22 protein-coding genes are annotated in these 22,477 nt (G+C 36.2%); 3 read left to right on the top strand and 19 right to left on the bottom strand.

Annotation, left to right across the window (positions count from 1 at the left end; translation table 11 throughout):
• Positions 1 to 3: 3 nt before the first annotated feature.
• The 7 genes from QW060_RS01950 to QW060_RS01920 all read right to left on the bottom strand — a co-directional run bounded on the left by QW060_RS01950 (position 4) and on the right by QW060_RS01920 (position 3,647).
• Entirely contained in the window at positions 4 to 540 is a 537-nt protein-coding gene (locus QW060_RS01950) for a GNAT family N-acetyltransferase (protein WP_290362035.1), read from the bottom strand.
• 49 nt (positions 541 to 589) lie between these two features.
• A complete protein-coding gene (locus QW060_RS01945; RefSeq protein ID WP_290362034.1) occupies positions 590 to 1,138 on the bottom strand; it encodes a GNAT family N-acetyltransferase in 549 nt (182 codons plus the stop codon).
• 89 nt (positions 1,139 to 1,227) lie between these two features.
• Positions 1,228 to 1,554: a DMT family transporter gene (locus QW060_RS01940; protein WP_290362033.1), complete on the bottom strand. Its 327-nt coding sequence runs from the start codon at positions 1,552 to 1,554 to the stop codon at positions 1,228 to 1,230.
• Positions 1,555 to 1,614: 60 nt separating this feature from the next.
• On the bottom strand, positions 1,615 to 2,184 hold the full coding sequence (locus QW060_RS01935) for a Crp/Fnr family transcriptional regulator (RefSeq protein ID WP_290362032.1): 570 nt from the start codon (positions 2,182 to 2,184) through the stop codon (positions 1,615 to 1,617).
• A gap of 24 nt (positions 2,185 to 2,208) precedes the next feature.
• A complete protein-coding gene (locus QW060_RS01930; RefSeq protein WP_290362031.1) occupies positions 2,209 to 2,985 on the bottom strand; it encodes a hypothetical protein in 777 nt (258 codons plus the stop codon).
• Entirely contained in the window at positions 2,945 to 3,463 is a 519-nt protein-coding gene (locus QW060_RS01925; RefSeq protein WP_290362030.1) for a GNAT family N-acetyltransferase, read from the bottom strand. Before QW060_RS01925 ends, QW060_RS01930 begins: the two co-directional genes overlap by 41 nt.
• A 58-nt stretch (positions 3,464 to 3,521) precedes the next feature.
• Positions 3,522 to 3,647 (bottom strand): hypothetical protein, encoded by a 126-nt coding sequence (locus tag QW060_RS01920; RefSeq protein ID WP_290362029.1) that lies wholly within the window; start codon positions 3,645 to 3,647, stop codon positions 3,522 to 3,524.
• Between the two features lie 186 nt (positions 3,648 to 3,833).
• Here QW060_RS01920 and nhaA point away from each other — a divergent pair, with 186 nt between their 5' ends.
• Positions 3,834 to 5,159, top strand: a complete 1,326-nt coding sequence (nhaA, locus tag QW060_RS01915) for a Na+/H+ antiporter NhaA (RefSeq protein WP_290362028.1) — start codon at positions 3,834 to 3,836, stop codon at positions 5,157 to 5,159.
• 156 nt (positions 5,160 to 5,315) lie between these two features.
• On the opposite strand, the gene QW060_RS01910 is transcribed toward nhaA, so the two are convergent.
• The 9 genes from QW060_RS01910 to QW060_RS01870 form a co-directional block, all read right to left on the bottom strand.
• Positions 5,316 to 5,948 carry a DUF6705 family protein gene (locus QW060_RS01910; RefSeq protein WP_290362027.1) on the bottom strand — a complete coding sequence of 211 codons (633 nt, stop codon included), beginning with the start codon at positions 5,946 to 5,948 and terminating at the stop codon, positions 5,316 to 5,318.
• Positions 5,949 to 6,041: 93 nt separating this feature from the next.
• Positions 6,042 to 6,701 (bottom strand): DUF6705 family protein, encoded by a 660-nt coding sequence (locus tag QW060_RS01905; RefSeq protein WP_290362026.1) that lies wholly within the window; start codon positions 6,699 to 6,701, stop codon positions 6,042 to 6,044.
• Positions 6,702 to 6,736: 35 nt separating this feature from the next.
• Complete coding sequence (locus QW060_RS01900; RefSeq protein ID WP_290362025.1) at positions 6,737 to 7,393, bottom strand: DUF6705 family protein; 657 nt, start codon at positions 7,391 to 7,393, stop codon at positions 6,737 to 6,739.
• Positions 7,394 to 7,428: 35 nt separating this feature from the next.
• Positions 7,429 to 8,085 carry a DUF6705 family protein gene (locus tag QW060_RS01895; protein WP_290362024.1) on the bottom strand — a complete coding sequence of 219 codons (657 nt, stop codon included), beginning with the start codon at positions 8,083 to 8,085 and terminating at the stop codon, positions 7,429 to 7,431.
• Between the two features lie 35 nt (positions 8,086 to 8,120).
• Positions 8,121 to 8,774 (bottom strand): DUF6705 family protein, encoded by a 654-nt coding sequence (locus QW060_RS01890; RefSeq protein WP_290362023.1) that lies wholly within the window; start codon positions 8,772 to 8,774, stop codon positions 8,121 to 8,123.
• 1 nt (position 8,775) lies between these two features.
• On the bottom strand, positions 8,776 to 10,464 hold the full coding sequence (locus QW060_RS01885; RefSeq protein WP_290362022.1) for a hypothetical protein: 1,689 nt from the start codon (positions 10,462 to 10,464) through the stop codon (positions 8,776 to 8,778).
• A gap of 327 nt (positions 10,465 to 10,791) precedes the next feature.
• Positions 10,792 to 11,601, bottom strand: coding sequence for an NYN domain-containing protein (locus tag QW060_RS01880; RefSeq protein WP_290362021.1), 810 nt, complete (start codon positions 11,599 to 11,601; stop codon positions 10,792 to 10,794).
• A gap of 186 nt (positions 11,602 to 11,787) precedes the next feature.
• Positions 11,788 to 12,126 (bottom strand): helix-turn-helix domain-containing protein, encoded by a 339-nt coding sequence (locus tag QW060_RS01875; protein WP_290362020.1) that lies wholly within the window; start codon positions 12,124 to 12,126, stop codon positions 11,788 to 11,790.
• Complete coding sequence (locus QW060_RS01870; RefSeq protein WP_317623159.1) at positions 12,110 to 12,556, bottom strand: transposase; 447 nt, start codon at positions 12,554 to 12,556, stop codon at positions 12,110 to 12,112. The genes QW060_RS01875 and QW060_RS01870 overlap by 17 nt, the downstream gene beginning before the upstream one ends.
• Before the next feature lie 516 nt (positions 12,557 to 13,072).
• Here QW060_RS01870 and QW060_RS01865 point away from each other — a divergent pair.
• Positions 13,073 to 13,342 (top strand): hypothetical protein, encoded by a 270-nt coding sequence (locus QW060_RS01865; protein ID WP_290362019.1) that lies wholly within the window; start codon positions 13,073 to 13,075, stop codon positions 13,340 to 13,342.
• On the opposite strand, the gene QW060_RS01860 is transcribed toward QW060_RS01865, so the two are convergent.
• Genes QW060_RS01860 through QW060_RS01850 form a run of 3 tightly spaced genes read right to left on the bottom strand, consistent with a single transcriptional unit; the run spans position 13,334 to position 22,203 of the window.
• Complete coding sequence (locus tag QW060_RS01860; RefSeq protein ID WP_290362018.1) at positions 13,334 to 14,947, bottom strand: tetratricopeptide repeat protein; 1,614 nt, start codon at positions 14,945 to 14,947, stop codon at positions 13,334 to 13,336. The two genes, QW060_RS01865 and QW060_RS01860, sit on opposite strands and share 9 nt — an antisense overlap.
• A gap of 11 nt (positions 14,948 to 14,958) precedes the next feature.
• The gene (locus QW060_RS01855) at positions 14,959 to 15,891 is read right to left on the bottom strand and encodes a PorP/SprF family type IX secretion system membrane protein (protein ID WP_290362017.1); all 933 of its coding nucleotides are present in this window, start codon (positions 15,889 to 15,891) and stop codon (positions 14,959 to 14,961) included.
• A 15-nt stretch (positions 15,892 to 15,906) separates the two neighbouring features.
• The gene (locus QW060_RS01850; RefSeq protein WP_290362016.1) at positions 15,907 to 22,203 is read right to left on the bottom strand and encodes a gliding motility-associated C-terminal domain-containing protein; all 6,297 of its coding nucleotides are present in this window, start codon (positions 22,201 to 22,203) and stop codon (positions 15,907 to 15,909) included.
• Positions 22,204 to 22,329: 126 nt separating this feature from the next.
• Between QW060_RS01850 and QW060_RS01845 the strand changes: the two genes are divergently transcribed.
• Positions 22,330 to 22,473 carry a hypothetical protein gene (locus QW060_RS01845; RefSeq protein WP_290362015.1) on the top strand — a complete coding sequence of 48 codons (144 nt, stop codon included), beginning with the start codon at positions 22,330 to 22,332 and terminating at the stop codon, positions 22,471 to 22,473.
• Positions 22,474 to 22,477 lie beyond the last annotated feature (4 nt).

The following is a 22,477-nucleotide window of genomic DNA, read 5'->3' as shown; positions in this document are numbered from 1 at the left end:
TCTTTATTTTTGTTCTTTTTGTAACAGAGAGTAAAGATAAAGATCTATAAAATGATCGTACAGGAATTCTCCCTGACGAATAATCCCTTCTTTAGTAAAGCCTATTCTCTCAGGAATGGCCTGACTTTTTTTATTCTCTGTACCACATTTAATTTCCAATCTGTTTAATTTTAACTCTGCAAAGCAATAACCGATAAGGGCTTCGCAGGCTTTTGTTACAATCCCTTTTCCCTGAGCGTTTTCAGTGAGCCAATAACCGATTTCTCCTATTCTATTGTACGGTTCAATTTTATAAACTCCGATTCTGCCTACCATGTCTTCTTTATAAAAGATCACAAAACCTGCCTCTCTTCCCTCTTTATACTGCGTCATAGATCTTTTTACAAACTCTTCTGCGAAATGGAGGTTGTGCATAGCATCGATAAATGACAGCCATTTTTTTAAATAAAATCTGTTGTTATCTACACTATCAAAAATGAGAGCAGCATGTTCTTCTTTTATCAATTCTAATCGTATTTCCTCATTTACCCGGATGTTCATAATGCTTTTTTTAAAGAATCAAATTCAGATGTCTGAATAGTAAAAATTTCTATTTTACGGATAAACTCATGGTCATGTTATCAAAATATTTTCCATCCTGTTTAAAATAATTTTTGATAAGTCCCGATTCCTGAAATCCCATTTTTTTATAAAGCGAAACTCCTCCTATATTGTCAGTGTATACCTGAAGCCATAAAATTTCAAGTATTTTATTTTGTTTTGCCCACTCTACAGCACATGTCATCAAAGCTGTTCCCAAGCCACTATTGGTCCACTCCTGAAGCATTCCCATACCAATGCCTCCTGTATGCTGCATCGCCTTTCTTACACTTCCGTTTATATCAATATTACCAATAATATCATTATGGTATTCAGCAATGAGCATTATAGAGTTTTCTTTTTCTATAAACGATTTTATCCAGTTTTCCTGTTCTTCAATGGTTAATGTATATTCCTCCGGTAGCTGTGGTATGTACTCGCTTTCTCCAATATATTTTTTTACTGTTTTCCTCAGTTTTTCTGCATCAGTTACTGCACCGTTTCTAATGGTTATTTCTTTTCCGTTTTTCAGTATATATTGTTGGTTGATGTTTTTCATATAAACGTATTTATTGACGGAGTGGAATAGTTTTCGTGATTACTATTCTTCTTCCTGCAAAGCTGTCTTTTTCAAAGGTATGAAAATGTTTAATGTGTTACTTTAGAAAAAACATTCATCACAACAACTCCCGCAACAATCAATGTGATTCCCGCAATAGCAGGAAAGTCTATCTTTTGCTTAAAGACGACTACTGAGATTAAAGTTGTAAGTACAATTCCCAAACCAGCCCATATTGCATAAGCTGTACCTAAAGGAATGCTTTTTAAAGCAAGGGAAAGAAAATAAAAACAGCCTAAAAAAGCAATAACTGTAATGAGAGAAGGCAGCCATTTTGTAAACTGCTCTGAGGCTTTTAAAAAACTGGATCCTGTTACTTCTAATGCAATAGCCAGTGCCAAAAACAAATATTTCATGATTTCTACATTTTTTAATACAAAGAAACCAATCTGTTACTGATATTTTTTTGATAAATGTCAAAATCGACTGTTCTTTCTTATACGGCTTAATGTTTCCTGAGTTACACCCAAATAAGAGGCTATTTGTCCTAAAGAAATACGCTGTAATTCATTTCGATTGCTTTTTAGTAGTGTATGATAGCGTTGTTCTGCAGATTCCGTTTGCAGTGAAATGATTCTTTCTTCCAGAATACGGCAATAATCTTCGGCGATTTTACGGCCAATATCGTTCATTTCAGGGTATTCACGATAGAGTTTATTAAGGTCTTTTATCGGTATATAATAGAGTATTGATGGCTCGAGAAACTGAATATTTTCAAAGGAGGGCTGATTAGCAAATAACGGAAGGATAGAGCCTAAAAATTCATGTTCAAAACCAAACCAGGAGTTGACTTCCTTTCCATCTTTAATAAAATAAGCCCGCACTGCACCTTTTTCCATTACAAACAAACTGGAAACTGTTTGTCCCTGTTTAAGAAAGAAATCTCCTTTATCTTTTATGAGATAACCGCTTTTGTCTGTAAGCACTTTTTCTACCTCAGGTGGAATATTTCCAAATTTTTTAAAAAGTTGTACAAGTGCATTCATATCATTTCATTAGAAATATTCATCCTATTTAAATCGGATAAGTCTGTCTTCCGGTAAATCGTATTCATATATTTCCTGATTCTGAGTATCTATATATAACCACTGAAGCATATTTTCCCGATTTTCAAATCGATTAAATATGCCTATGAGAACATATGATTTATGCTCTTTTTGTGCTTCTTCAATAGAATATCCGAGTTGAGCGTCAGTGTTCTGCAGATGAAGTTGTATCAACTTATTTTTTGAGTTAGCAAGGTAATATTCTACATTGCGATATATACCGTCTAAAAAGTCCCTGTCATACGGAACTTCTCCACTCCAGTGATAGCTAAGAGGTTTCGGATATTTCTTTCTAAATTTACTTACCGACCCGTCGCCAATTTTTTTAAGCGACACCAATATCGCGTTCTGATTCAGATCACTTTCCCCTTCATATTTCCATTGTATTTCTAATATGTCACTTCGATATATATCTGATAATGTCTTTGATCTATTCATAAATGTTCTGATTTTATAATCCTTTTTAAGATGATAGACCAAGTAATTGGCATTATTTTCTGTTGATATGAATTCCACAGTGTCTGTATGTATCACAGTTGTGTTAGAAGTATCTGACACAGCAGATTGTTTTTGATGTATAGCGGAAGAATCAGTTGTTATAAGCTGTTTCTCGATTTGTTTATTTGTTGCTGAAGATGGGATCTTCTCACAAGAAAATCCGAGCATACTAATCCCTATAAGACAAAGTACCTTTTTCATATCAGTTACGCAGGTTGTACCAATAGTGAGGATCTCCTTCAAAATCAAAAATCTCTACGGCCTCAAAACCTAATTTTTCCAATACTTTTTTTGAGTTACTGTTACCAATTTCTGTCATGGCATATAATTCATATCTGGCAAGGTGCTTTTTTGCATATTCCATACAAGCTTTTCCACATTCTGTCGCATATCCTTTACCCCAGGCACTTTTTATAAACCGGTATCCTACATCAAGATAATTTGTATGAGCGTTTATGGTGTTGGTGATAAGCTTAAATCCCGTCCATCCAATAAATTCACCTGTTTCCTTTTCGATAACTGCCCATCTCGCAATACCGTTATCACGATATTGCTGCTGAATAAACTCAATGTAAGTGAGTGCTTCTTCTTCATGAGATATTGGTTTTGCTCCCAGATAACGGTGTACTTCCGGATCAGAATCCAACAAATACATACCTTTTTTGTCAGAAATATCTATTTTTCTGATGAGAAGTCTTTCTGTTTCAATAATGGTTTCCATACTATTTTTAGATGAAGTGTATCAAAAATAACAGAAAGTTTTGGGCTATCAAAGTTTTTTAAAATTTCAGAAACCATTCTTCTCCAAAACCATAGTTTCGGATAAGCCCTACAAATGCCATAATCAATGTCATTGGCACTATCACCAACAAGGTATTTACATATTTATAATATTTTTTATCCATCTTTTTATTTTTAAGATTAATACTGCTGCAAATTTCAGCAGATGTTCTGTCTAATTCTTTGACTTAGGTCAATAAATGCAAAAAAAATATACGTGCCTTTACGAAAGCTTTTTTGACATGAGAATTCCTGTTCTTTTTAAAAGAAGTATCTTTGAAAAATCTTTTATTAAAAAAACATCTACAATAATGGCCGACAGACAAAAAATGCCCATTGACAAAGTTGTGTACCCAATTCAGAAATTTATTCAGCAGGAAAAAGCCGGAGGAATTGTTTTAGGTATCAGCGTTATTATTGCGTTATTTCTTGCTAATTCTTCTTTTTCCGAAGCCTATCATCATTTTTTTGAACATAAACTGGGGTTTCAGTTCGACGGAGTTTCTTATCTGGAATATAGTCTGCATCACTGGATTAATGACGGATTGATGGCGGTTTTTTTCTTTGTTGTCGGCCTTGAACTTAAAAGAGAGATTGTTGGAGGCGAGTTGTCTAATCCGCGTAAAGCACTTTTACCGATCGGAGCTGCTTTGGGCGGGATGCTGGTACCCGCAGCTATTTATCTTTTATTCAATCCTGCCGGAGAAGTTCACAGCGGATGGGGTATTCCGATGGCTACAGATATTGCTTTTGCATTAGGTGTTTTGTTTTTATTAGGAAATAAAATACCGCTGTCTTTAAAAATTTTTTTAACGGCTCTCGCTATCGTTGATGATCTTGGAGCTGTTCTCGTCATTGCATTTTTTTATACATCTGATATTTCTATGCTGAGTTTGAGCATTGGTCTCGGCTTTGTCTTATTAATGTATATCGGTAATAAAATTGGTATCCGTAGTATTCTTTTTTATGCCATTATCGGTATTGCCGGAGTATGGACCGCTTTTTTACTATCAGGTGTTCATGCTACTATTGCAGCTGTTTTAGCTGCCTTTACTATTCCTGCTGATGTTAAAATAAAAGAAAACACCTATATCAACAAAGTTCAGGAGTATCTTAAAAGATTTAAAAATATCGATCCCAACGACCATACTCCTACTCTTACAGCCGAACAGCTCCATATACTCGAAGATATAAAAGTACATACGAATGAAGCTATCCCTCCGCTGCAAAGACTGGAACATGCCATGCATCCGCTGGTTACTTTTATTATTATTCCTGTTTTTGCTCTTGCCAATGCCGGAGTATCTGTTGCTATTGATTTAGAACAGTTGTTTAGTACACATATTACCTTAGGGGTATTTCTTGGTTTATTGATCGGTAAGGTCGCCGGTGTGGTTGGATTTACATTGCTTTTAGTAAAAATGAAAGTAGCCCCTTTCCCGGAAGGAATGAATTTCAGAAATTTGTTAGGACTCGGTTTTTTAGCCTCTATAGGCTTTACAATGTCTTTATTTATTACTTCTTTGGCGTTCACAGAAGAAGTATATATGGTTCAGGCTAAAATTGGTATTTTTGCCGCTTCTATAATTGGTGGTATTCTCGGCTATATTATTCTGAATAAAAATAAAGTTAAATAGTTTTATAACGATATGTTTTAGTGTAGCGATTCCATTGTTTCATATATGGACTTTCTTCCCTACAGGATTATGTATTATTGTTTATACCTATTAAAAAACAAAACCTGATTCACGATCAGGTTTTTATATGTGTTTCCGGCAACTTCAAAATAAAATTTAAGGGGCTCTGTCTAAAAGAATAGGTCCTAACGGTAAACTAAAAAGTTTCTGAGAAGGCGTGTACATCGAAGCATCTCCATATATGCGATAGTTGCCATTGCTGATGTTTAACAATAACTTTTCCTGACCATTCAAATTTGTTTTCTGCATTTCATAACTGCATAATACCTGACGGTAATAATCATTTATAAAGCCTTTAAAGGTATAGGTCGCATCATAATAAAAACCATAAGAGACAAAATTAAGATCGTAGTTATGATAACCGGTATTGTTTTGAGGAATAATTAAATTTAAATTATCATGCAATACCACTCCGTTTTTAACCAGTTTGTATTTTATAATAATAATATCGTCATAATCATAATAAGTATCCCCCATTCTGTAGAGTTCTTTATCTCTTTTTTCAATTTTTAATTCCAATAGGAGATCCGGAGTCTGATATCGCCAGCTGCCAACCACCTGATTCCGAATATTTCCTACATCTTTAGCATAGTTACCTTTCGTACTATAATTATCATCTGTAGTTGATAAAACCTGATTTGTAACAGTCAAGACAGGGTACTGCTGACTATATGCCTGTAACATACAACAGAGTATGATAAGATTTATAAACTGTTTTAAACTTTTCATGATATTCTATATTATTTATTGACTAATCTTTTTTTAGTCCTTGTTGCTATGAAGATAAAAAACCTGATACATTGATCAGGTTTTTTTAATTTTTCAATTCACTTTTTTAAAATCATATTTTCCAAACGGTAGAATTACCTGTGTTTTAGTAGGGGCATTCTCTATTTCAGGCTCGTATTGCGTAGGATCTCCTATGACTGCATCTTCAGGAAACACCACTCTTAGAATAGAAGCCGATCCGCTTTTGTAGATGTGCATTAAAAAATACATAGAAGCCAGATGATTGTTGTCATTATCCGGCTCCCTGTAGTACATATACAGTCTTTGATTCGGAATTGTACACCACAGACAATCTATAGTATTCCTTACTTTATGTCCATTATAAATAAAATAATTAACATTTGAATTTTTATTTTCATTCAGCGTACTGAATGTATTAAGCACCTCTACTCCGTTTTTGATGATACGCATACCACCGATTAAGGCATCAATTTTAAAACTCCCAAGCAAATCCGTTCTTATAAAGGTCTTTTTTACAAACCGCAATTGAATGGTGATATTGTTACCAGTATATTGCCAGATACCCGCTCCCGTAAACTGATCAAAAAACCCCTGTGTATCTTTAAAATAATAACCGTTATCGCCATAAGAAATTTCTGTTCCTGATCGGTTAAAATTGTCTATCTCCTGAAACGTTTGTGAAACAGCTAATTGAACTATTAAACAAACTAATATTGCTAAGATCTTTTTCATACGCAATAGGTGTATATTAAGAGAAGTTTAAAAGCCTAATTCACTTTTTTAAAATCATATTTTCCAAATGGTAAAATTACCTGTGTTTTAGTTGGCGCATTCTCTACTTCAGGATCGTATTGTGTAGGATCTCCTATGACTGCATCTTCAGGGAACACCACTCGGAGAATAGAAGCCGGTCCGTTTTTATAGACGTGCATTAAAAAATACATATCTGTCAAACGCTGATTATCATTATCGGGCTCTTTATAATGCATATACAGTCTTTGATCCGGAATTGTACACCCCAGACAATCTATGGTATTTCTAACTCTATATCCGTCATAAATAAAATAATTAACACTTGAATTCTTATTTTCATTCAGCGTATTGAATGTATTAAGCACCTCTACTCCGTTTTTAACAATACGGATACCACCTACCAAAGCGTCTTCCTTATAAGTATTACCTATAGTTTTTTTTACAAATGTTTTTTTTACAAATCGCAATTGAATGGTGATATTATTGCCTGTATACTGCCAGGTACCCGTTTCTGTAAACTGATCAAAAAAACCTTTCGTATCCTTATAATAATAGCCATTTTCACCATACGAATTCATTCCGGAATAGTTATGCACATCCATAACGGTAAATTGCTGTGCTATGCTTACTTGGGTTATAAATAAGATAGCTATAAAAAATATTGTTTTCATACCACAGGCTATAAAAAATCATTAATCTTAAAAACCTAATTCACTTTTTTAAAATCATATTTTCCAAACGGTAAAATCACCTGTGTTTTAGTAGGGGCATTCTCTATTTCAGGCTCGTATTGTGTAGGATCTCCTATGACCGCATCTTCAGGAAATACCACTCTAAGAATAGAAGCCGGTCCGTTTTTATAGATGTGCATTAAAAAATACATAGAAGCCAGATGATTGTTGTCATTATCCGGCTCATTATAATACATATACAGTCTTTGATTCGGAATTGTACAGCCCAGACAATCTATAGTATTTTTAACTTTATGTCCATTATAAATAAAATAATTAACGCTTGAATTTTTATTTTCATTCAGCGTATTAAATGTATTAAGCACCTCTATCCCATTTTTAACAATACGCATACCACCGATTAAGGCATCTTCTTTATAAGTATTACCTATAGTTTTTTCAATAAATGTTTTTTTTACAAACTGTAACTGTATGATGATGTTATTACCTGTATATTGCCAGGTACCCGCTTCTGTAAACTGATCAAAAAAACCTTTCGTATCCTTATAATAATAGCCATTTTCACCATACGAATTCATTCCGGAATAGTTATGCACATCCATAATGGTAAATTGCTGTGCTATGCTTACTTGGGTTATAAATAAGATAGCTATAAAAAATATTGTTTTCATACTCCAGGTTATAAAAAATCATTAATCTTAAAAACCTAATTGACTTTTTTAAAATCATATTTACCAAACGGTAGAATTACCTGTGTTTTAGTTGGCGCATTCTCTACTTCAGGATCGTATTGTGTGGGATCTCCTATGACTGCATCTTCAGGGAACACCACTCTAAGAATAGAAGCCGGTCCGTTTTTATAGACGTGCATTAAAAAATACATATCTGTCAAACGCTGATTGTCATTATCAGGCTCTTTATAATACATATACAGTCTTTGATTCGGAATTGTACATCCTAGACAATCTATGGTATTTCTTACTCTATGCCCATTAAAAATATAATAATTAACACTTGAGTTTTTATTTTCATTCAGCGTATTGAGTGTATTGAGTACTTCTATCCCGTTTTTTACAATACGAATACCACCAACCAAAGCATCTTCTTTATAGGATTCATTAACAGTATTCTCAACAAAAGTCTTTTTTATAAACCGCAATTGTATTGTTATGTTATTACCTGTATATTGCCAGATACCAGCGCCAGTAAACTGATTAAAATAGCCCTGAGTATCTTTAAAATAATAACCATTATCTCCATATAGGATTTCTGGATGGTAAAAATTATCAACTTCTTGAAATGTTTGTGAATAAATACATCCTGCTAATAAACTAAATAATATTGATAAAATCTTTTTCATATTAATTGATATTTGTATATTGAATCTGACTATTGTTATCTAAAGAAAGTTGTTGCCAGTTACCGTTAAAATTACCTTCATTGGCGTCTAAAAAATAGATATTAAGGTTTAATTTATATTTTTTCATCAGCAATAGCAATGCTCTTTCGTATTTTTTCTTTTTGATATGTTGAGGATCATTTATGAGTTCTATATCATAATATTTTCTTTCTAATTCTTTTTCAAATTTAATCCACTTTTGTTTTGTACGATCGGCTATTGTTCTTGTACTATTGCCAAACTGTATGATTTTGGTAAAATCACTGTATTTGGTGTTTATATTCTCTGAAGTCACATCATTGGGCAGCATCACCATATACATGCCGTACCTATTGACAACTCCGACAAAGGCTTCTGCCGGTTGGCGAAAAGGATCTTCTACGGATTTATTCGTAAATTTAAATACGCCTCCAAGATCCGCAGGAGAGAACAAAGGTGTTGCTATTTCAGTAGCAGTAACTCCGAGATTATCGGTATGAACGTGTACTGTTCCACTAAACCTCCCCGAAACATTGCCTAATTCTATTTTGCGGTTGGTATAGTTAGGACTTGTAAGTATTAACCTTCCACCCAATACATTATAAGTATAACTTCCGTTTATAATATCAAATTGATAGGCAAAACCCGATTCTCTGGTATCGTTCATTCTGCCATACAGCGTTTGTATGTCTTGTTTTAAAAATGAAGATACGGCTTTTAATACTTTTGCATTGGTATTACCGGAGCCCATATTTACCTGTCCGATAAGGATTTTTGATTTTACCAGACCTCCGATGTTTTTGATGGGTTTTACCACCGAAATAGGCGGATTGCCCCCTCCTGCAGCCGGTGGTCCGCCGGGACTGCCCGGACCCGGTGTGGAACCGCCTCCGCCTCCGCCACCCGGATAACCTCCACCTCCGGAACCACCACCGGAATTCTTACCACAATCTGAAAAATCCATATACGTATAACCCGGTGTGGCGCGTTTGTTACCTGTCATACTACAGGAGTTGTCTCCATATTCGTGTTTTGGATTTCCAGAACCTTTACAAGGTGTACCCGCTACGCTTACTTCTTTCATACAATCGCCGGGTGGTATTATTTCATAAACGAAAATAGGACTTACTGACGATATCGCATATTGAATATTCTTGTCTGTATCTCTGTCTTCTTCCAACGGATACAGGTACAGAACCTCAGCCGTCGGTTTTTTGAGATACTGCTCTATTGAAATTCTTGAAAAATCATATTTCAACAGGGTTACATAATACTCCTTACGGTCGGTGGAATAATACACCAGATTATAAACGGCTTTTGACTCGGGTTCTTTTTCATCGGTTACCTGTACCCGATACGTAATCACATGCACTTTATCTGCTTCCAGTACCTGAATATGTTCCAGGTCAAGTGTAGCCGTTCGGTTGCTTCCGCCTTTAGCCGCGCTAAGGGAAGATACTGCTTTTTTAAAATCTTTTTCAAACAAATGTTCTAAACTTGTATTGCCTGCATATCTTTCTTCAAGAGTTGTCTGATCCATTATCAGGGTTTGGGCGTTTAAAGGATCTTCTTGTGTGGCTTCGCGCACTACCGGAGTACGCAGATCGTCCTGCAGACAAGACTGTAACAAAATCAGAACACATAGTAGTGATAAATAATGTAGTATTCTCATAAACAATTAATTATAAGGTTATTTTTTTTCTCAATGATAAGCATAAAAAACATATCTACCAACTATTTTACAGATAAATCGCAAAAAAAAGAATGGTTTTGTTATTTTATGTCACAAAATTGTTGTTTTTTACATCGACCACAGAAGATAAGATGGGTAAGAAATTTAAGATCAGACAAATAAAACGTAATTATCAAATATTTCAAGTATAAATAATAAAAAAGGACTTTCTATAGAAAGTCCTTTTTTATGCACAGTTTAGTATCAATTGTTAGATGATACTGAATATCATTTCAGTGACAGAAAATCAATTCTGTATTGATACCCTTATTTTAATTTTACCATAGGATGGTTTAATCCATTAACTTCATTTTTGATGACCTCGTATTTTTTAAGGCTCTCAAATAATTGGGTAAGATTTTTGAAACCATAGGTTCTCGCATCAAAACTCGGATCCATTTTCCGCAGCGATAATCCCACTTTGGCAATGTAGGTTGTTTCATCTTCATCATTGGTAGCAATATCAAACGCTTTATCAATAAGTGTAATATCTATCTTAGGAAATTTCTTTGGCAATGAGGCGTCTTTTTCTTTCTGCACAACCATATTTTTTCTGATTTCTCTATCCGATTTATCAGCTGTATTCTCTTTTTCTTTACCGAAGAGTCCCGAAATATCATTGTCATCGTCTTCATTATCAGAAACGAGGTTTTCTGTAAAAGTGAATATTTCACAGGAATTTACAAATGCTATAGGAGTGGTACTTCTGCCAATACCCATTACAAACAAACCTTCTTCTCTTATTCTTTTGGCGAGTCCCGTATAATCACTATCACTGGAAACAATACAAAAACCATCTACACTTTTGCCATGTAGAATATCCATTGCATCAATAATCAAAGAACTATCGGTTGAATTTTTGCCTGAAGTATAAGAAAATTTCTGAATAGGGTTGATGGAATATTGGTTGACAATTTCTTTCCAACTGTTCATGTGCTGGTTTGTCCAGTCACCATAAATCCTGCGTACTGTTGCTTTTCCATATTTAGAAACTTCCGCTATAATATCTTTTATGAGTTTTGCCTGTGCATTATCACCATCTATAAGAATTGCAATATTAAATTTTCCTTCATTCATATTTCGTAACGACTTTATTGATTAGTTACTATTCCATCATACAACACACAGTTGATGAGTTGTTTAAATTTACTCATTTTTTCAGTCAGATCTACTTTACAATAGTTATTTTTTAATCAATTCTATGTGAAATCAATGATAACTAATATCTACACCTGAATATTCCAGATTGTTTAAACGGTTTATTTAAAGAACAGAACCAGTTACTTTATCTTTCCATTTCGCTACCGTGTTTCTGCTTACACCAAACAATTCTGATATTTCTTTTATCGTAAGGAAATTTTCTTGCTGATACCCTACTATTCTAATGATACTCGGTATATCATACGAACGCAGTTTTTGATTATAATTCTGCGTGTCTTTCGATTTTTTATTGAACAACTTATTATTGACCTGTATCACATCAAGACTGGTTGTAATATCTACTGAAATCAAAGACACTAATTCTTCTTTTTGTTCAGGAAACCATGATTCAACAAGGTCTTTATATATTCTGTTATAATCGGGTTTACTTTTGATCGGCATTAGTACTGGTATGCTTATGTAACCATCGGTATAAAGTATTCTTTGGAATTTTATAATCTTCCATTACTTCTTTTTTTGTCTTTTTTCCTTTGGAGATCTGTTCAATAATAAAGTAAATAATCTCTTTTGTATAAATATTTTTTCTGAAATGTGGTAAAGCGCTTTTATTGTTTTTAGACTGGCTATTTGCTCCTCGATTTGGAGCATATAATACTAAATGCCCACTATACAGCCGGAAAAAATCATATTCCAATAATTTTGACCATCGCAACAACAGGTGTGTAGGGAGTGATTCCTGCTGATACATTTCATAAATCTCTTCTTCTGAACAATTAAGAAAATGAGATATCCTTGCAGGTTCGATCTTTAACTCCTCTACCCGCTTTTTCAATAGTTTACCAATATGTATATCTTTTAAAAACATATTCATTCTGAATTTAAGGCAGCAGCATCTATCTTTATATAAAAATGATTGGATTTTTACTGCTCAATTAATAAATTTTCTTAAATGAACTCACCTTTGAGTTCTTCTGAACTATTTTTTTAAAGAATGTGAATATGTTATTGTCTTATCTAATACGTTTTTTGAACTTCTAACAATTTTCTTTTTCTTTAAATAAATGTTATATATGTGTAGTTAGCTTTATTTTCTCTATTCATAGAAAGATGCGCCATTATCTTTCTATACCTGCATAAGCAGTTATCTTATATATTTCATTAATCATTTTTGATCTTTGATAAAATATATGTATACAAATATAACTTCAATACGTTTTTGAATATCACTATTAAAAGACATAAAAACAGCACTAAAAGACATAATCAAGTTTAGAGAAATTATTTTCTTCCTTGGGAATCCATAATTAACTGTATAATTATTCTCTAAGACTGTTCTATTTTTACTTTAAGTAAAAACTGAAAGCAAATTGTCATGAAGTTAAAAGTAATGGAGACCTTCATAGAGAACATTTCCATTGCTGTGGCAAGGTTTTTAAGCTACAAGAATTGTATACTTAAATTGACAAGAGGTTTATTACAGTTTCCCATTTTATCATTTTATGTTCACCACGTAGTGTCAGAAAAACAGTTTGTAAACGCACATCAATTTTCATCTGAGGATATTCTTTCATTACTTCCACAATCTTGGCAAGTTCTGTGGCTGCATCCGGACGGATATCGTGTTTATCCAGATCAAAATAGATCGGGTTTAATTTGAAATTTTAAACAAATCATCCTCTTTTTCTACTTTTACTTTCTCTTTTGACAAGGCAATGGTGTGTACCGTCTCAGATGAAGTTTGTGGTAATACCACCAACTCTTCTTTGGTAAGATATCCTTTGGCTGCCGCTTTTATACGATACGGCATGCCACATTCAAATTTATGAGTAAATCCATATAATCCATTTTCATATCCCGTGCTGCTGCCATATTCCTTATATGTACTGCTGTATAAGTCCACAAGAGCCGTTGTGATCACTTCTTGTGTAGCTGCATCCATCACCCGTACTCTGAGTTGCTGGGTACAGTCCAATTCCAGTGCTCGTGTCTGTGTAAAGCCATAGATATCATCACTGCCCTTACCTCCGGGACGGTTGCTGCTGAAAAAACCTTTCTGACTCTTCTGCTCTATCATATAAGCAAAATCATCGTACGCACTGTTGACCGGGGTTCCTACATTCATCACTTCTCCAAATGCTCCGCCGTCTTTGATTTTTACTCCAAACACATCCAGTCCTCCAAGTCCGGGACGACCGTCACTGCTGAAGTACAGTTCATCGTTCGCTGTTACAAAAGGAAAATTCTCTCTGCCTTCGGTATTGATATGAGCACCTAAGTTTTCAGGACCGCCAAAAGTACCGTTCGGGTGCAGCGCAATACGCCAGATATCAGACGCTCCGAATCCTCCGGGACGATCAGATGCAAAATACATCATGTCTTCTTTATCGTTAAGCACCGGATGTGCCGTGTTGAACGCATCACTGTTAAAAGGCAGTTCTTCTACATCACCCCATTTACCATCTCTAAAGGTAGCTTTATAGATTTTCAGTAAGGTGGTTTTATGCTCATCATATCCGCGTTTACCATTGTAGTTGTTACGGGTAAAATACATCGTTTTCCCGTCTTTGGTAACCACAGGTGTCGCTTCATTGAACTTGCTGCAGATGCCTTTGTCAAAACGAGTGGCATCTGTCACAGATCCGTCAGTATCAACCTCTGCTTTGTAAATACTTGTAAATGTCTTATCCGTCCAACTGTGTACTTTTTTAGACAAACTTCCCGTATCTCTTGCCGTGGTAAAAAGCAGCTTTCCATTGTGAATACTGCTTCCATAATCGGAATAAGGACTGTTGATGGAAAGGTTTTCAATCGTATAGCGGCCGGAGTTTTTCTCAATGCCCTTTTTGTAGTCCCGCTCTTTTTGAATTAAAGCGGCAGACGTTGATTCACTTCCCGCTTTTTGAACAAACTGCTCCAGATACTGCTCTGCTGATGCATCCGCTCCCGTACTCTTTAAACTCTGCGCATAACGGTAATAGTAAGCACTCTGAGTAACCTGATCCGGATACTGAGAAAACAGTTCGCCATACCAGCGGGCTGCTTCATTATAGTTACCATTGAAATAGTTCGCATCTCCCAGTTCACTATAGATTTGAGCACTGCTGTGACCGCGTTTGACTACTTTTTCATAGATTTTGATCGCATCAATATACGCATACTGATCAAAGTCCTTCGCTGCTCTCTTTACTCCGGGCTGAGCCAGAACAACCGGACTCAGAAGACCAAAGAGACAAAGCGATAACGTTTTATAGATATTTTTCATAGAAGATCGCTTTAGAAGAATCGAGGTGATACGATTCGTTTGTATTTGTTAAACAGTTCAAAACGCAGAAAAATCTCATGGGAACCTGAATTGTAATTGGCCAGTTTGGTCGTTTCTCCATCATAGGAATACCCCACCATAAGACCATCGGTAACCTGAAAACCTATGAGGCCACTAAAGGCAGCATCCCAACGGTAGGCGGCTCCAAGGGTCAGCTTGTCCTGAATCAGGAAATTCGCAGTAAGGTCTACCTGTACAGGAGCTCCTTCAACTGCTTTTACCAGAAAGGCTGGTTTGAATTTCAAGCCCGGATTAAGGTCAAATACATAACCTCCCATCAGATAATAGTGCATTTTGGTACGCATGGTAGATTGCACATTGTCATTATAGCGTTTGGTTTCCAAAAAGTTCGGTACCGAGAATCCCAGATAACTTTTGTCGTTGTGGTAATAGATACCCGCTCCGATGTTGGGAGTAAACTCATTGGCGATGTCTTCTGAAAACTGCGGATCGGTAGGATTGTGAAGGTTCAGTTTGCTGTAGCTTACATCCAACAGATTGGCTGATCCTTTGATACCGAAAGACAATTTGTTGTTGTTGCGACCGGCCAAATCAAGGGTGTAAGACAAATCTACTGCAAGAGTGTTTTCACTCATCACTCCGATTTTATCGTTGATAAAAGAGACTCCAAGTCCCAGTTTAGAGTTCTGTAAAGGGGTGTTTACAGAAAAAGCATTGGTGGTAGGAGCTCCGTCAAGGCCTACCCATTGGCTGCGGTGCAGACCAAACATACTCAAAGAACCACGGCTGCCGGCATAGGCAGGGTTGATGTTGGTGGTATTGTACATATAATGGGTAAACTGTGGGTCTTGTTGCGCGAATCCGCTCAGGGAAAGCAAGCCTAACAAGAGCGAAAGATGTAGGTTGATTGTTACTTTTTTCATGATGTTTATTTCGGTTTAATTAGTTTGTAAATGAATAAAACCAGATTGTTCAACAGGAGTTATATTTCCGTTACCGGAATTAAATTCATAACGAATAATGTAATAATAGGTACCCGATACCAGTTTATTTTCTTTTTTATTTGAATAGCCGGAAAAAACATTTCCTTTTGAATTATAGTTTTTAGTTGCATATACCAATTCTCCCCAACGATTGAAAATTTCTACCGAATTGTCAGGGTAGCACTCTATTCCTTGTATCTCTAAGACATCATTAATACCATCCCCGTCTGCTGAAACAGCATTAAAAACTTCTACCTTACATGCGATCTCTATCCGTTGGGTATAAGATGTACTATTTCCACATGTGTCAGTAGCAGTCCAGGTTCTCAGAAGTGTATAATGAGCAGAACAATCACCGGAAATTTCTTCTTCGGTATATACAATACTGACAGTACCACAACCATCTGTAGCATCAATGTTTGTTGGTAAATCCTGTAACTGATCACAGGTCATATAAGCATCTTCAGGAAGATTTCCTATGAACTCAGGATTTATCGTATCCCTGATAGTAATTGTTTGCTGATGTATGGTTTCATTACCACAGTTGTCCGTAGCGGTCCAGGTTCGTATAAGAACATAGTTTCCCGGACACGATCCATCGATGCGCTTTTCTTTAAAAACAACATCAGCTGATTTTATTTTATCCTTTGTTGTTAATACTAACGGTTCAGGGATAGTATCTCCGCATTCCAGTACCATATCTGTTGGTAATTCTTCTATAAATTCAGGCCCTTTAGTATCTTCTACTATTATAACCTGAACATGCTCTGTACTGTTGCCGCAATCATCTGTAGCAGTCCAGGTTCGCGTAAGGATATAATTTCCGGAACAGGAACCATCGGTACGTTCTTCTTTGAACATGACAGTTGCCGAACCACAATCATCTGTAGCAATCAATACAGCCGGAGCAGGTATGCTCTCTTCCACATCAAGAACTATATCTGTCGGTAATTCACCTGTAAATTCAGGTGCTGTGGTATCTTCAACGGTGATGATCTGAACATGTTGTGTGCTGTTGCCGCAATCATCTGTGGCGGTCCAGGTTCGCGTAAGGATGTAATTTCCGGAACAGGAACCATCGGTACGTTCTTCTTTGAACATGACAGTTGTCAAACCACAATCATCTGTAGCCGTTAATACAGCTGCTGGTGGAATCGCATCACAACTAACCGTAATATCTGCAGGAAGTAATTCTGCAAAGAAAGGTGCTGTGGTATCTTGTACTGTTATGATCTGAATATGCTGTGTGCTGTTGCTGCAATCATCTGTAGCGGTCCAAGTTCGTGTAAGGATGTAATTTCCGGAACAGGAACCATCGGTACGTTCTTCTTTAAACATAACAGTTGCCAAACCGCAATCATCTGTAGCAGTCAATACAGCTGCTGAAGGAACGGAATCACAACTAACCGTAATATCTGCGGGAAGTGATTCTGCAAAAACAGGTGCTGTAGTGTCTTCAACACTAATTATTTGAACGTGCTGTGTGCTGTTGCCACACTCATCTGTTGCGGTCCAGGTTCGTGTAAGGATGTAATTTCCGGAACAGGAACCATCGGTACGTTCTTCTTTGAACATGACAGTTGCCGAACCACAATCATCTGTAGCTGTCAATACAGCTGCTGAAGGAATGGAATCACAACTAACCGTAATATCTGCAGGAAGTAATTCTGCAAAGAAAGGTGCTGTGGTATCTTGTACTGTTATGATCTGAATATGCTGTGTGCTGTTGCTGCAATCATCTGTAGCGGTCCAGGTTCGTGTAAGGGTATAATTTCCGGAACAGGAACCATCGGTACGTTCTTCTTTGAACATAACAGTTGCCGAACCGCAATCATCTGTAGCAGTCAATACAGCTGCTGAAGGAATCGCATCACAACTAACCCTAATATCTGCAGGAAGTAATTCTGCAAAGAAAGGTGCTGTGGTGTCTTCAAAACTAATTATTTGAACATGCTGTGTGCTGTTGCCACACTCATCTGTGGCGATCCAGGTTCGCGTAAGGATATAAGTTCCGGAACAGGAACCATCGGTACGTTCTTCTTTAAACATGACAGTTGCCGAACCACAATCGTCTGTAGCTGTCAATACAGCTACTGGTGGAATCGCATCACAACTAACCGTAATATCTGCGGGAAGTAATTCTGCAAAAACAGGTGCTGTGGTGTCTTCAACAGTAATTATTTGAACATGCTGTGTGCTGTTGCCACACTCATCCGTTGCGGTCCAGGTTCGTGTAAGGATGTAATTTCCGGAACAGGAACCATCGGTACGTTCTTCTTTAAACATGACAGTTGCCGAACCACACTCATCTGTAGCAGTCAATACAGCTGCTGATGGAATCGCATCACAACTAACCCTAATATCTGCAGGAAGTAATTCTGCAAAAACAGGTGCTATGGTGTCTTCAACGGTTATTTGCTGAAAACAAACAGCTATATTACCATTAGCATCTTCAACTGTAAACTGTCTTTTAAATGTTCCTGTATACGAAGAACAACCTCCGACAAAACCTTCATCAATATAACTGATGGTTGTACCGCCGCATGAGGAGTCAATAGTCGGATATCCCGTTACTACAGGAGAATAATCCGTTCCACAGCTTACCGTTACCGAAGGAAGACAGCTGATACTAAGTTCACAACAATCGGGAGCATTTCCTTTTATGAATATAGGATCACATCCATTAGTCTCAGTAAGTTGAAAATCATACTCCGTTCCATTGTTAATTGGTGATGAAGTCCATTTATTTCCTGTCCATGAACCCGGAGAGCCAGTACCTGATATTATGAAAGGGGGTATTCCATTTACTTCAAACGCTACTGTGTACGTATTAGTTACTGTTGAACAAGCTGTCGTAATATTGGTTACTGTTGGTTTTTCACGAACGGTAACCGTAATTTCCTTAGCATTATTTGGGCTATTTTCACAAAAATCATTATTGCTGACTGTAACGTAATATTTAGTGGTTACTGCAGGCATTACCTGATAAGAGACCCCAACAAATAATTCTGTTGTAAGGTCGGGATCACTATACCATTTAAATACCGGATTTTGTAAATTAGACAGCGCATTAAGGATGACATCTTCTCCTTTACATATTGTTTCATCGTTTACTATTATATCAGTGGTGACTGCTTTAGGTTTTACTGTTATGGTGAAACTATAAGAAGCCCCACCACAACCTTCACCGATTACATAGGGTTGTATGGTAAGTACAGCTGTTTTTACAGTATTGGTATCATTTAAAGCGACAAAAGAGGCTATTTTATCATCTGTAACCTGAAAATAATCACTCAATCCGATAGAGGGATTGCTATTTGAAACAAAGTACCCTGTACCATCCGGTGCATTGGAAGGCTTTAAAAGTATTTCCGGAACAGTATCTCCATCACATACAATCATATCTTGAATGGGTGCTACATCACCTCGGGCAAAAATTTTCACCTGTATGTCTACAGCCATTCCTTCACATCCGTTTAAAACAGGAACAACTCTTATATTCGAAATTATTGTTGACGAAGTATGGTTTATTGCTTGTGGAACAAAAATAGAACCACTGCCCGAAGCAGCTATACCTCCGGCTGTGTTATCATTCGTCCATAAATAGGTGGTTGCAGGATCACTGCTATTGAAATTGATCTGGATTGCTTCATCTACACAAAAAACATATGAATTGCTATCCGTTATCACATCAGGTTCGTATACAGTCACATTTACAGTTTGCGTAAAGACACATCCCGAAAGCGTTTCCATTTTTATTGAGTAGGTACCGTTGTCTGCTGCTGTCATATTATTACGCAATAAATTATAATCCGTAGTAGTAGTTCCGTCTGGAAATTTCCATTCAATACTTTTCAGAGGACCTACGGGTAAAGGGCTTAGATCTAATGTATCACCTTTACACAGTTCTCTTTCACCAACAATAATATTGTTTGCAGATTGGTTTGCCATTACAAATGGCTGGATTATCTGGTAACACCTTGTAACGATCTTGACCTGATAGCTTCCTTCAGAAAGCCCTGTGAAAACTGGACTACTCTGTCCAGTAGCAGGAAAATGGGCATCAGTACTTTTTTTAAGAAAATAGGTAACAGGCCCTGTTGCATTGTCTACCTTGATATATAAATCGCCTGTTGTCGATCCACCACAAACAGCACCACCTGATTTAGATAGATCAACTATTGGAAAGTCAGAAGAAACGGTAATAGGAACCGTAAGGGTATTTTCCATAATATCTTCAGATGTGACAAATGTATTGAACCCTTCTTTCGGACTTATAGCCAACACATAATCACCTGAAATATTTGCTGTGAAAGTAAACGGAAGAATATCTTGCCCCCAGATATTAAACCATTTTCCAGAAACACCATTTGCATAAAAATAACCTAATCCCTGAGGACCTGATACTAATCTGGGATAAGCCGCACCAGAACCATAAGCTTCAAGTATAGCATCCGGATTTAAACCCAACCTTCTTCCCACAGCACTGATTTTGATTTCACCGCTGATTACGTAACGGTCACAAATTTGTGTATCTGGTGTATAAGTCACATTCTGCAGAGCAATATCAGAAATATAACTAACTAACGAGATTGTAAAGTCCTCTTCAAAACAGCCCGAATCTTTTACTTTGATCGTATAATTTCCTTGTAACAAATCATCTCCTAATCCTAAAAAGTAAGTAGAAAAGAGACTGCCTGTCCCGTCAATAGTCTTATAGATGGATGAAGGTCCGCTAACCGAGGTAATTGTAACCGGAAACGTCAGTCCTATCTCATTTGTAATTCCCTGTAGCACAAGCGCCGTTTTTCCCATTTTTTTTATACTTGGTCCTTCAACTAACTTTAATTTATCTCTTATGGGTTTCGGAGTGTAATATGCAGGGTTGATATATACACTCGCAGGATTGCTTTGTGAGGGTGTATAAGAAGCTGATGTCTGGTTGTAAAAGAGGTAATGGGTGAGCTCAGCTCCCGAGGCATCGGTTATTTTAAATGTATATGTTTTCCCGATATCTAATAAGATTTCTCCATAACGCATAGCGCTTGTAATGGTATCTGTTGTGGTTATTTGTGTAGCCTGATCTGTAACTTTCATAACAAACGGAGGGCAACCACTCTCAGGGTATAGTGCATCAAATACTGCCAATACTTTTCCAGGGCCCGTATCACAATTATTCAGATCAGGGTTATCCCTCATATATATTGTTTTACCTGCAACGGGCAAGACTTTAAAACCTGAATAATTCGCAAGATTAAAAGAATTTGTTTTTTCTATACCGCAAATCTTAAAAGTCAATCTTATAATCCCCCATTCAGACCGATCATCAGGTAAAGGATAATATCCGTCTAATACCTCATTATAGGTTAAATCATCATATACATCAAAGGCACCGGATTCATTCTGAACCTCAAATTTAAATCGCATCTGACCGTATTTATCTCCATAAAACTTTGGTCCTCCAGGCATTGTGGTAATATCTTGTACAATTTCATGAGAACTGGCCCATGCCCTGCCTAAAATCATTATTGGAGATGTAATACCAGCTTTCCTTATTCCTGAACATGCACCGTCAGTATCATTATTATAGAGTACTTCAAAATAGGATTCATTAGGATTATTTGACGGATAGCCTATTGAAAAATCGGTATAAGGAATATTAGCTTTTATGATAATATCTGTAGGAGTATATACTACGGTACCGCATTCATCTTCTGCTTTTAAACGATAGGTTCCGGCACTAAGTCCGTTAAAATTAACACCTCCATATACAGAAGTGTATTCCTGAATGACCATATTCGATATATCTAATAAACTAATTGTATAAGGACCATTTCCACTATATACATAAGCATATATGCTACCCAAAGGATCATTTCCATTTTGGCAATAAGCATAATAATCATCCTTATAATAACTAAGAACAGGCGGGTCTGAATTGTAATAATCAGCTATGTATATCGGATCGTCAGCTTTTACAAAACTCGTACCCTCATAGTAACCAAAATAGTACAGTCCCGATTCCAACATGGTAAATAGAGGCGAATTGCTACTAACAATCTGAGTAATATCAAAAGGTGCTTTTACTATCCCGTAAGTAACTCCAACAGGGCCATCAGTTAAAGTAATTTCAAGCGTACCGTTGTTGGTACAGGTTACAGGAGTTACTCCTGCTGATATAGTTGTTTGTGAAAAACATCCAAAAGAAATTAAACAAAACAACCATATAATTCTCCATTTTATATTTTTCATATCTTATTTATTATTTTTCAACTCTAAAAGGGAAAAAAGCATGTACAGATTAATCCATACATGCTCTATTTATCATTTAACTAATTAACCTGCTATCATTATATGACAACATAATTACAACAATGATTGACCAAAGCCAAACAATATCTGTTTACAAAAGTATTCATTAATGATTTTAAAGACCTGTTACAAAAAGTCATAAAATCAACTCTAAAAGACATATTTAAAAAACAATTAGACTGTAACTATTTCTTTAAATTACATGTTTAAACAA

It is taken from the genome of Paenimyroides ceti (genome assembly GCF_030409925.1).
This window is presented reverse-complemented; position numbering and strand designations above follow the sequence as displayed.